The following is a 12,823-nucleotide window of genomic DNA, read 5'->3' on the forward strand; positions in this document are numbered from 1 at the left end:
CCGGCGGCTCAGCCGAATTCGCCCGCGAGTCCCGACTGGAGTTCGTCGATCTGGTCCTGGCCGAGCGACACCAGGGTGAAGTCGGACGGCGTGTGGCCCCCGCCGCCCTCGGCGGCGTGCGCGGCGAGGCCGCCGAGCATGGCGGCCCAGCGGTCCGCGAGGTCGTCCAGGCCGGCGCGGGTGAACAGGTCGGCGCCGCCGCTCAGGGCGAGGGTCAGCCGGGGGCCTTCGGGAAGGTCGTGGACGAGGCCGCCCGCCTCCAGCGCGTGGGTCGCGCTCATGCCCGGGTCCGTCCCGCCGCCGAGCGCCGTCACCCCGGCGGGCTGCCAGGGGCCCGGCGCGCCCGACGTCTCGGCGGCGAACCGGCCCAGGTAGTTGAAGGCGAGCCGGGGAACGGGCAACCGGGCCATGGCCTCCGCCGTCCGCGGGTTGAGGCGGCGCAGCAGCCCGTAGCCGAGCCCGTCCGCCGGGACGGCCCGCAACTGCTCCTTCACCCGCTTGACCAGGGCGCCCGCCGCGTGGCCTCCGGCTCGCACGGAGGCGTGGTCGAGCACTCCGGGGTCCAGCCGGACGGGGTGGAGGTCGGTGAACCAGCCGACGGTGCGGGCGAGGTCCATGTCGGGCGCGAGCGGCTCGCGGCCGTGCCCCTCCAGGTCCACCAAGACACCGCCGGTCAGGTCGCGGCCGTCGTGGTGGCGGCGGCGCTCGCCGAGCGCGGCGACGAGCCCCGCCAGCAGCACGTCCTCGATGCCCGCGTGGAAGGCCGCGGGGACCCGGGTGAGCAGCGCCGCCGTCACCTCCGCGGGGACCACCGCCGTCGTCCGCACGGACCCGGGGCCGCCGGCCGGCCGCGGTGGAGCGGCGTCGAACAGGGCGGCGGGGCCGTCCAGCATCCGCTCCCACAGCGGGAGTTCGGCGACGCGGGCCGGGTCCTCCGCCTGTTCCACCAGCCCTTGGGACCAGCGGCGGAACGAGGTCGGCACCGGTTCCAGTTCCGTCCCGGCGTAGGCGGCGGCCAGGTCGGGCAGCAGGATCCGCCAGGACACCCCGTCGACCACCAGGTGGTGGACGGCGAGCAGGACGCGCCCGGGCCGGTCCGGGCCCGCGTCGAACCACACCGCCTGGAGCATGGTCCCGGCGCGCGGGTCGAGCCGTCCCATCGCCGCGCGCACCGGCGCGCCGTCCGCCAGTTCGGCGAGGTCGGCGCGGCGGACGAGGCCGGACGCGGGAACCGTTCCGGCGGGCGGGACGACGAGCCGGTCCGCCGCGCCGTCCAGCCGCGCCCGCAGCATGTCGTGCCGGTCGAGCAGCGCCTGCACGGCCGTCACCAGCCGGTCCAGGTCCAGCCCGGCGGGGGCGGTCACCAGCATCGTCTGGCAGAAGGTCCCGGTCAGCGCCGCCGCCCCGGCGCGTTCGGCGGTGTCACGCATGACCGGGGTCAGCGGCAGCTCGCCGGTGCCGTCGTCGGCGGGCGCGGTGGCCGCCGGGCGGGCCGTCCCGGCGACCCGCGCCAGCCCGGCGGGGGTCTTGGCCTCGAACACCTGCCGGGCGCTGATCTCGATCCCGGCGCGGCGGGCCCGCGACACCAGCAGCATCGACATGATCGAGTCGCCGCCGAGGGTGAAGAACGAGTCGTCCGCGCCGACCTCGGCGAGTCCCAGCAGGTCGGCGAACAGGCCGCACAGGGTCGCCTCGGCCGGGGTGGCGGGCGGCCGTCCTCCGGCCGTCCCGGCGGAGGGGCCGGGGGCGGGCAGCGCGCGCCGGTCCAGCTTCCCGTTCGGAAGCGCCGGCAGCTCGCCGAGCACGACCACCGCGGCGGGGACCAGGGCGTCGGGGAGCCGGGACGCCGCGTGCGCGCGCAGCTCGGCGGGGTCGGCGTCCGGGCCGGTCACGTACCCGACGAGCCGCCGGATCCCAGGCCGGTCCTCGCGGACGACGACGACGGCCCGGCCGACCGACGGGTGGTCCGCCAGCACGGCCTCCACCTCGCCGGGCTCGATCCGGATACCGCGCAGCTTCACCTGCTCGTCGGCGCGCCCGGCGTGGACCAGCTCGCCGTCACGCGTCCACCGGGCCAGGTCGCCGGTCCGGTACATGCGTTCGCCGAACGTTCCGAACGGGCAGGCGACGAAGCGTTCCGCGGTCAGCGCCGCGCGGCCCGCGTAGCCGCGGGCGAGCTGCGCGCCGGACACGTACAGTTCGCCGACCGAGCCGGGCGGAAGCGGGCGCAGGAACTCGTCCAGCACGTACACGCGGGTGTTGTGGACGGGCCGTCCGATCGGGACCGGTCCCGGGCCGGCCCCGGGCGGGCAGGGCCGGCCGGTCACCCCGATCGCGGCCTCGGTCGGGCCGTAGCAGTTGTGCAGGGGCGCGTCGAGCAGGTCGTGGAACTCCGCGACGAGCCCGGCGGACAGCGCCTCGCCTCCGGAGAGGACGTGGCGCAGCCCGCGCGCCCTCCCGGCCGCGCCGTCCTCCCTCAGGAACGCCGCCAGCAGGGACGGGACGAACTCGGCGATCGTCACACCGGTCCGCTCGATCAGCTCGGCGAGGTGGCGGGGGTCGCGCTGGCCGCCGGGCCGGGCGATCACGGTCGCCGCGCCGCTGGTCAGCGGCAGGAACAGCTCCCAGACCGACACGTCGAACCCGACCGAGGTCTTGTGCAGCGCCGTGTCCTCGCGGGTGATGCCGTAGTCGTCGCGTTGCGTGGCGAGCTTGTTGAGCACGGCGCGGTGGGTGAGGACCGTCCCCTTGGGGCGGCCCGTCGACCCGGAGGTGTACATCAGGTATGCGGGGTGGGCGGGGCGCAGGGGCCGCGCACGGTCGGCGTCGGTGACCGGTGCGGCCGGACGCCCGGCGAGCGCGGCGGCGGTCGCGGGATCGTCCAGGACGAGCACGGAGACGTCCGGTTCGGGCACGGACGCGTGCAGGGCGGGGTGGTCCCGCGAAAGAAGGTGCTCGGTGTTCCGTGCGCACACCACCGCCTGCGGGGCGGCGTCGGACAGCAGGTCGCGGACGCGGTCGGCCGGATACTCGGGGTCGATGGGCAGGTAGGCCGCCCCGGACTTCATGACGCCCAGCAGGACGCCCGGCAGCAGGACCGAGCGCTCCAGCAGGACGGCGACGACCGATTCCGGTCCCGTGCCCCGCGCGATCAGTTCGCGGGCCAGCCGGTTGGCGTGCGCGTCGAGTTCGGCGTAGGTGAGTCCGGTGTCCTCGTCGAGCACCGCCAGGTCGCCGGGGGCCGCCGCGACCCTCCGGTCGAACGCGTCGACCAGGGTCTCCTCGGGGAGGGGCGTTCCGGTGTCGTTCCAGTCCACCAGGAGGGTGCGGCGCTGCTCCGGGGACAGGATCTCCAGCTCGCCCACGCGGACGCCGGGGTCGGCCGCCACCTGGCCGAGGACGCGGGCGAGCCGGTCGGCGAGGTCCGCCGCGGTCGCCTCGTCGAACAGGTCGGTCGCGTACTGGATCGCGCCGCCGAGGCCCGCCGGGACGCCGTCGCGCAGCCGTTCCTCCAGGGTGACGGACAGGTCGAACTTGGCGGACGGCGCCTGCGCCGGGACGGGCTCGGTGCGCAGCCCCGGCAGCGACCAGTCGTCCGGCGCGAACGGCACCACGGCCAGCGTGACCTGGAAGAGGGGGTGGCGGGCGAGGGAGCGGGCCGGGTTGAGGGCCTCGACGAGCCGTTCGAAGGGGAGGTCCTGGTGGGCGTAGGCGGCGAGGTCGGTGTCGCGGACGCGTGCGAGGAGGTCGGTGAACGACGGGTCGCCGCCGACGTCGGTCCGGAGTACCAGCGTGTTGACGAAGTACCCGGCCAGGTCCTCGGTCGCGGCGTCGCCCCGTCCTGCGATGGCGGTGCCGATGGGGATGTCGGTGCCCGCGCCGAGCCGCGCCAGCAGCATCGCCAGCGCCGCCTGGGCGATCATGAACAGGGTCACGCCGTTGCTCCGCGCCACCTGGACGAGCCGCCCGTGGGCGTCGGCGTCGAGCCGGATCGGGACCAGGGCACCACGGAAGGACGCCTCGGCGGGGCGTGGGCGGTCGCCGGGCAGCGCGAGTTCCTCCGGCGCGCCCGCCAGCGCCTGACGCCAGTACGCCAACTGCTCCGCGATCAGGCTCCCCGGATCGTCCGGATCACCCATCACCTCACGCTGCCACAACGCGTAGTCGGCATACTGGACGGCGAGCGGCGCCCAGTCCGGGGGGCCTCCCGCTCGGCGGGCCGCGTAGGCCGTTGCGAGGTCGCGGACCAGCACGTTCAGGGAAAGGCCGTCCACGGCGATGTGGTGGACGACGATGACCAGCACCGACTCGGTGGCGGAGAGTCGCAGCAGGCGGACCCGCCACGGCAGCTCCCGGGCGAGGTCGAATCCGTGGGCGGTCTCGTCGTCCAGCACCGCGCGCAGTTCGGCGGACGGCACCGGGCGGACGAGCAGGCCGGGCCGTCCGGTGGGGCCGTGCAGGATCCGCTGGTAGGGGGTGCCGTCGCGGTCCGGGAACACGGTGCGGAGGGTCTCGTGCCGGTCGGCGAGGTCGCCCAGCGCGGTGTCGAGGGCGGTGACGTCGAGGTCTCCGTTGAGGCGGACGACGTGGGAGACGTTGTAGGCCGCCCGGGTGTCGTCGCCTTCCAACTGGTTCAGGAACCACATGCGCTGCTGGGCGAACGACAGCGGGACGCGTTCGGGCCGCTCACGGGCGGCCAGGGGTGGCAGCGAGGCGCCGCGCTCGTTCTCGACCAGGCGGGCGATCCCGGCCGCGGTCGGCGTCGCGAACAGCTCCCGGATTCCCACCTCGGCGTCCAGGACGGCACGGGCACGGGCGATCAGCCGCATCGCCAGCAGCGAATCGCCGCCGAGGTCGAAGAACGAGTCGTCCGCGCCGACCGTCTCCAGGCCGAGCACGTCGGCGAACAGCCCGCAGACGACCTCCTCGGCGGGGGTCGCCGCGGGCCGTCCCTTGGCCAGGCCCACGAGGTCGGGGGCGGGGAGGGCGGCATGGTCGAGCTTGCCGTTCACGGTGATCGGCAGGCCGTCCAGCGTGACGAACACCGCCGGGACCATGTGATCGGGAAGCCGCCCGGCGACATGCGCGCGCACCGCGCGCGGGTCGGCGTCGCCGACGAGATAGGCGACGAGGCGTTGCGTGTCGGCCTGGTCCTCGCGGACGACGACCGCGGCCTGACGCACCCCGGGACAGTCGAGGACGGCGGCCTCGATCTCGCCGAGTTCGACTCGGAAACCCCGCAGCTGAATCTGCGCGTCCGCACGCCCCAGATAGTCGAGCGTTCCGTCCGGGCGGCGCCGGGCGAGGTCCCCGGAGCGGTACATCCGGGCGCCCGTCCCGAAGATGTCGGCGACGAAGCGTCCGGCCGACAGACCGGCGCGATTCAGGTAGCCGCGCGCGACGCCGGTGCCCGCGACGTAGATCTCTCCGACCACGCCGGGCGGTACCGGCCGTAGCCACGCGTCCAGCACGTACACCTGGTAGCCGGGGAGGGCGGATCCCACCACGCTTCCGTTGCCTGGAGCGCACGTCTGCTCGTCCAGCAGACCCCTGGTGACGTGGACGGTCGTCTCGGTGATCCCGAACATGTTCACCAACGACGTCCCAGGACACCGCGCGAACCACCCGCCCAAGCGGGTCACATCCAGGGCCTCACCACCGAACACCACCCACCGAAGCCCCACCTCCGGCAGACCCTCGACATCCATCAACTGATAGAACGCCGACGGCGTCTGATTCAGAACCGTCACACGCTCAGCCGCCAGCAACCTCACGAGGTCGACCGGCGACCGCGACACCTCCCACGGCACCACCACCAGACGGCCACCGAAACCCAACGCACCCCACAACTCCCACACCGAAAAATCGAACGCGAACGAATGGAACAACGCCCAACCGTCATCCACACCGAAATCAAAACGCGAACGCGCCGCACCCAACAACGCCACCACATTCGAATGCGGAACCACCACACCCTTCGGACGCCCCGTCGACCCCGACGTATAGATCACGTAGGCGGGGGTCCCGGGGACCACGCGTCGCCGGGGGAAGGTTCCGGGGCGGGTGCCGTCCAGGACCCAGCGGGCGCGTCCGGCGGGGAGGACGTGTTCGGTGGCGGGCGCGCACACGACGAGCGCGGGGTCGGCGTCGGCCAGCGTGAAGGCGACGCGTTCGGCCGGGTAGGACGGGTCCACCGGGACGTACGCCGCGCCGGTCTTCAGCACGCCGAGGAGCACGGCGACCAGGTCGGCCGACCGCTCCAGGACCACGCCCACCAGGTCGCCCGCGCGGACGCCCCGCTCGGTCAGGCCCGCGGCCACCCCGTCCGACCGCGCGTCCAGTTCTCCGTACGTCCAGCGCGTCTCCCCCGACACCACGGCCGTGGCGTCGGGCGCGCGGTCCACCCGCTCGGCGAACAGGTCCACCAGCGAGGCGTCGCGGACCGCCGGGACGGGGGCGTCGCGCAGGGCCAGGACGTCCCGGGCCTCCGCGTCGGTCAGGACGTCGAGCTGTCCGAGGCGGGCGCGGGGGTCGGCGGCGACCTGGTCGAGCAGGCCGGTGAGGCGCTCGGCCAGCCGCTCGGCGGTGCTCCGGTCGAACAGGTCCGCGGCGTACTGCAGGTCTCCCGAGACCCCGGCGGGCCTCCCGTGCTCGTCGCGGCTCTCCCGGAGCCCGAGTGTCAGGTCGAACTTGGCCGGGACGGCCCCCTCCGCCGGGGGCAGCGGCCGGACCCGCAGCCCGGGGAGTTCCCAGGGACGGTCGGCCCGCGGTGTGTTGTGCAGGGTCAGCATGACCTGGAAGAGGGGGTGGCGGGCGAGGGAGCGGGCCGGGTTGAGGGCCTCGACGAGCCGTTCGAAGGGGAGGTCCTGGTGGGCGTAGGCGGCGAGGTCGGTGTCGCGGACGCGTGCGAGGAGGTCGGTGAACGACGGGTCGCCGCCGACGTCGGTCCGGAGTACCAGGGTGTTGAGGAAGAACCCGGCCAGGTCCTCGGTCGCGGCGTCGCCTCGCCCGGCGGTGACGGTGCCGATGGGGATGTCGGTGCCCGCGCCGAGCCGCGCCAGCAGCATCGCCAGCGCCGCCTGGACGACCATGAACATGGTGACGCCCCGGCGCTGCGCCACCTCCACGAGCCGGGCGTGGGTGGCCGCACCGACCTCCAGCGGAACGGCCCCGCCCTGGAAGGACGCCTCGGCGGGGCGTGGGCGGTCGCCGGGCAGCGCGAGTTCCTCCGGCGCGCCCGCCAGCGCCTGACGCCAGTACGCCAGCTGCTCCGCGATCAGGCTCCCCGGATCGTCCGGATCACCCATCACCTCACGCTGCCACAACGCGTAGTCGGCGTACTGGACGGCCAGTGGCGCCCAGTCCGGTCCGGCGCCGTTCCGGCGCGCGGCGTACGCGGTCCGGAGGTCGTCGGCCAGCAGTCCGAGGGACCAGCCGTCGCCCGCGATGTGGTGGACGACGATGACCAGCACCGACTCGGTGGCGGAGAGCCGCAGCAGGCGGACCCGCCACGGCAGCTCCCGGGCCAGGTCGAATTCCCGGCCCACCTCGCGGGCCACGATCGCGTTCACGTCGGCTTCGGCGACCTCGTCCACGGCCGGCGCCGGACGCCCCTCGGCTCCCGGAAGGATGCGCTGGCAGGGGGTGCCGTCGCGGTCCGGGAACACGGTGCGGAGGGTCTCGTGCCGGTCGGCGAGGTCGCCGAGGGCGGCCTCCAGCGCCGGGGCGTCCAGATCGCCCGACAGCCTGAGGACGAGCGGCATGTTGTAGGCGGCACCCGCGCCCGCCCCCTCCAGCCGGTTGAGGAACCACATGCGCTGCTGGGCGAACGACAGCGGAATCCGGTCGGGCCGCTCGCGGGCGGCCAGCGGCACCACCGGGACGCCGCGCTCGTTCTCGACCAGGCGGGCGACACCGGCGACCGTGGGCGTCGCGAACAGCTCCCGGATCCCCACCTCGGCGTCCAGGACGGCACGGAGACGGGCGATCAGCCGCATCGCCAGCAGCGAATCGCCGCCGAGGTCGAAGAACGAGTCGTCCGCGCCGACCGACGACACTCCCAGCACCTCGGCGAACAGCCCGCAGAGGACCTCCTCGGCGGGGGTCCGCGGAAGCCTCCCCCGGCCGGGAGCCGCGAGGTCGGGGGCGGGGAGGGCGGCGCGGTCGAGCTTGCCGTTCACCGTCATGGGCAGGTCGTCCAGCGTGACGAACGCCGCCGGGACCATGTACTCGGGAAGCCGCCCGGCGACATGCGCGCGCACCGCGCGCGGGTCGGCGTCACCGACCAGGTAGGCGACGAGGCGTTGCGCGTCAGGCTGGTCCTCGCGGACGACGACCGCGACCTGGGACACACCGGCGTGCCCGGCTATGACGGCCTCGATCTCGCCGAGTTCGACCCGGAAACCACGCAGCTGAATCTGCGCGTCCGCACGCCCCAGATAGTCGAGCGTTCCGTCGGGGCGCCAGCGCGCCAGATCCCCCGACCGATACATCCGGGCGCCCGTCCCGAACACATCGGCGACAAAACGACTTCCTGATAATCCGGCGCGATTCAGGTAGCCGCGCGCGACGCCGGTGCCTGCGACATAAATCTCACCGATAACGCCTGACGGAACCGGCCGCAGCCACGCGTCGAGCAGGTACACCTGGTAGCCGGGGAGGGCGGATCCCACCACGCTTCCGTTGCCTGGAGCGCACGTCTGCTCGTCCAGCAGACCCCAGGTGACGTGGACGGTCGTCTCGGTGATCCCGAACATGTTCACCAACGACGTCCCAGGACACCGCGCGAACCACCCGCCCAAGCGGGTCACGTCCAGGGCCTCACCACCGAACACCACCCACCGAAGACCCACCTCCGGCAGACCCTCGACATCCATCAACTGATAGAACGCCGACGGCGTCTGGTTCAGAACCGTCACACGCTCAGCCGCCAGCAACCTCACGAGGTCGACCGGTGAGCGTGACACCTCCCACGGCACCACGACCAGACGGCCACCGAACCCCAACGCCCCCCACAACTCCCACACCGAAAAGTCGAACGCGAACGAATGGAACAACGCCCACGCGTCTTCGGCGCCGAAATCGAAACGCGAACGCGCCGCACCCAACAACGCCACCACGTTCGAATGCGGAACCACCACACCCTTCGGACGCCCCGTCGACCCCGACGTATAGATCACGTAGGCGGCCTGGAACGGGGCGACGCGCACGCCGACACGGGTCTCGTCCGCGCTCAGGCCGCGCAGGAACCCGTCGTCCACCACGACGGCCGGGCGGGCGTCGTCCAGGAGGAGGGCGATCCGCTCCGCCGGGTAGGACGGGTCGACGGGCAGGTACGCCGCGCCGGCCTTCAGCACGCCGAGCAGGGCCGCGACCAGGTCGGCCGACCGTTCCAGCCGGACGCCGACCAGGTCCTCGGCGCCGACCCCCCGGGCGCGGAGCGTGTGGGCGATCCGGTTCGCGCGGGCGTCGAGCTCGGCGTACGTCCAGCGGGTCTCGCCGGAGACCACGGCGACGGCCGCTGGAGCACGGTCGGCCTGCGCTTCGAACAGGTCGACCAGGGACGCGCCGTCGACCAGCGGCGTCGCGGCCTCGTCGGCCGTCACGGCGGGTCGCCGCTCGTCCGGCCGCAGAACCTCCAGGTCGCACAGGCGGACGTCCGGGTCCGCCGTGACCTGCTCCAGCATGCGGGCGAACCGGTCCAGGAGTCCGGCGGCGGCGTCGTCGCCGAACGCGTCCGGACGGTAGGTGAGCTGCAGGTCCATCTCGTCGTGCGGGTCGACGACCAGGGTGAGCGGATAGTGGGAGGCGTCCTCGCTCACGGCGCGTGTGATCGTCAGGCCGCCGAAGCGCGGCGGGCCGCCCTGGGCGCGCGGGTAGCTCTCATAGGCGAGCAGGGCGTCGAAGCCCGCGCCGGGCCCGGCGATCCGCTGGATCTCGGCGAGGCCGAGGTGCTGGTGGTCGATCAGGGCCGACTGCCGCAGCTGGAGGTCGTCCAGCAGGTCCGCGAAGGGGCGGGCCGGGCTGAGCCGGACCCGCACCGGGACGGTGTTCACGAACAGGCCGAGGGTGTGCTCGACGCCGGGCAGTTCCATCGGCCGTCCGGCGACGGTCGTGCCGAACACCACGTCGTCGCGGCCGGACAGGCGTCCGACGAGCACCGCCCACAGGGCCTGGACCACCGTGTTCGGGGTCAGGCCCCGGGCGCGTGCCAGGTCGCGCAGGGCGGCGGTGCGGTCCCGGTCCACGGTGCCGCGCGCCGTGCGCGGCAGGACGGGCTCGGCGTCCCGCAGCGCGGGCGCGACCAGCGTCGGCTCGGACGCCCCGTCCAGCGCCTCGGCCCAGGCGCGCCGGGCGGCGTCCCGGTCCTGGCGGGCCAGCCAGCGCAGGTAGTCGCGGTAGGACGTGACGGGCGGCAGGCCGGACGCGTCCCCGTCCGACCGGTAGAGCTCGGCGAGTTCGCGCAGCAGCACCGGCAGGGACCAGCCGTCCAGGATGATGTGGTGCGTGGTGAGCACCAGCCGGTGCCGGTCCGGGGCCAGCCTGATCAGTGTCAGCCGCAGCAGCGGTGGAGCGGTCAGGTCGAAGGGCCGGGCGCGGTCGTCGGCCGCCAGCCGCCGGGCCTCCTCGTCGGCGGCGTCCGCGGGCAGGCCGGACAGGTCCACGACCCGCCAGGGCAGCGCCACCTCACGCGGGATCATCTGCACCGGGGCGCCCGAGCCGCGCCGGCGGAAGCAGGCGCGCAGGGCGGCGTGCCGGGCGAGCACCGCCTCCCACGCGCCGCGCAGCAGGTTCTCGTCCAGGTCGCCCGCGAGTTCCAGGGCCTGCGTCGCGACGTAGACGTCCGCGTTCCCCTCGGCGTGCCGGGCGTGGAAGAGCAGGCCCTCCTGGAGCGGCGACAGCGGCCAGACCTCGGCCGGCGCGGATCTCGCCATGTCACAGTCCCCCTTGTCCGATGCCTTCGGCGATGTCCGCCAGTTCTTCCAGTTCGTCCGCGCTGAGGTCGTCCGGCCCAGGGTCGTCCGCGCTCGGGTCGGCCTCGGGTGTTCCCCCGCCCGGGGCGTGGCCGTCGCCGCCCGCGCCGTAGGCGATCAGGCCGCGCAGCATCGCCGTCCAGCGGGCGGCGAGGTCGGGCAGGGTCGCCTCGTCCCACAGCCCGGCGGGACCGGTCAGCGAGAGGGTCAGTTCGGGGCCGTCCGGCCCGTCGTGGACGAAGCCGCTCGCGTCCAGGGCGTGGACGGCCGCCATCCGGGGGTCGGGCGCGCCGCTCATCGCGCCCTCCCCGGCGAGCCGCCAGGCCCCGGCCGACACCGTGCGGGACGACGTGGTGCCCGACGCCCTGCTGCCCGACGACGTGGTGCCCGAGGACGTGGTGCCCGACGATGTGGTGCCGGAGGCCGTTCCGGACGTCGTGGTGCCGGAGGCGGACGCGGAGGCGAAACGGCCGAGGTAGTTGAAGCCGATCTGGGCGCGAGGCAGCGCCGCGAGCATGGGGGCGGTGTCCGGGTTCAGGTGGCGCAGCAGCCCGTAGCCCAGCCCGTCGCCCGGGACGTCCCGGAGCCGTCCGGCGACGTGCGCGACCAGCCGGGCGGCGGCCGGGCCGCCCGCGCGGACGCCGGCGTGGTCGACGGCTCCCGCGTCCAGCCGGACGGGGTGCTCGGCCGTGCACCAGCCGACCGTGCGGCCGAGGTCGCCGTCGGCGCGGCCGTGGCTCTCCACGTCCACGAGCTGGCCGCCGGGCGTGCGCAGGCCGCGGGTCCGCCGCCACTCCTCCACCGCGGCCGCCAGCCCCGCGAGGAGCAGGTCGTCGACTCCGGCGCCGAACGCCTCCGCGACGCCGGTGAGCAGCGCCGTGGTGTCCGGGACCGGCAGGGTGAGGTCGGCCCGGCGCGTCCCGGCCGCCACGGTGTCGCGGGCGGGGTCCAGGGGGCGGGCTCCGAGCACGGCCTGCGGGCCCGCCAGCAGCCGGGTCCAGAGCGGCAGCTCGTCCAGGCGGGCCTGGCCGGTCGCCTCGGCGGCCAGGTTCTCCGCCCAGCTCCGGAAGGACGTCGGCACCGGGTCGAGGACCTCGCCGCGGTAGGCGGCGGCGAGGTCCGGCACGAGAACGCGCCACGACACGCCGTCGACCACCAGGTGGTGCGCCACGACCAGCACCAGCCCGGCGTCGGCGAGCCACACCGCCCGCAGCATGATCCCGGCGGCCGGGTCGAGCAGGTCCGTCGCCTCCCGCAGCGCCCGCCGGACGTCCCGGCCCCCGGCGCGCGCGACCAGGTCGCCCGCGGGCACCGCGGCGTCGCCGGACGGGACGGTCAGCCGGCCGGCGTCCGCCTCCAACCGGGCGCCCAGCACCGGGTGGCGGTCGAGGAGCGCGGCCAGCGCGGCGGTCAGGCGGCCGAGGTCCAGGTCGTCCGGCGCGGTGAGCACCACCGACTGGCTGAACGTCCCGGACAGCGCGGCCGGACCGGCCCGCTCCGCCAGGCCGCGCATCACGGGGGTCAGCGGAACCGGTCCGGTCGGCTCGTCGGGCGCGCCGCCGGGGCCGTTCGCGCCCGCGGTGTCCGCGACGCGGGCGATCGCGGCGGGCGTCTTCTCCTCGAACACCTGCCGGGAGGTGATCACCAGGCCCGCGCGGCGTGCCCGCGACACCACCAGCATGGACATGATCGAGTCGCCGCCGAGGGCGAAGAACGAGTCGTCCGCGCCGACCGTCTCCAGGCCCAGGACCTCGGCGAACACCCCGCAGAGGATCTCCTCCGCGGGCGTCGCGGGCGCACGGCCCCGCGACGCCCCCGCCAGGTCCGGCGCGGGCAGCGCGGCCCGGTCC

The 12,823-nt window shown here is 74.9% G+C and carries 2 protein-coding genes; both read right to left on the reverse strand.

Annotation, left to right across the window (positions count from 1 at the left end; translation table 11 throughout):
- Positions 1–8: 8 nt before the first annotated feature.
- Positions 9–10,934: a non-ribosomal peptide synthetase gene (locus EBO15_RS29965; RefSeq protein WP_122197824.1), complete on the reverse strand. Its 10,926-nt coding sequence runs from the start codon at positions 10,932–10,934 to the stop codon at positions 9–11.
- Position 10,935: 1 nt separating this feature from the next.
- Positions 10,936–12,823, reverse strand: a 1,888-nt coding sequence (locus EBO15_RS29970; protein ID WP_233616526.1) for a condensation domain-containing protein, incomplete at its 5' end; no start/stop codon positions are given.

Source organism: Actinomadura harenae (genome assembly GCF_003696215.1).
Classification (GTDB): Bacteria; Actinomycetota; Actinomycetes; order Streptosporangiales; family Streptosporangiaceae; genus Spirillospora; species Spirillospora harenae.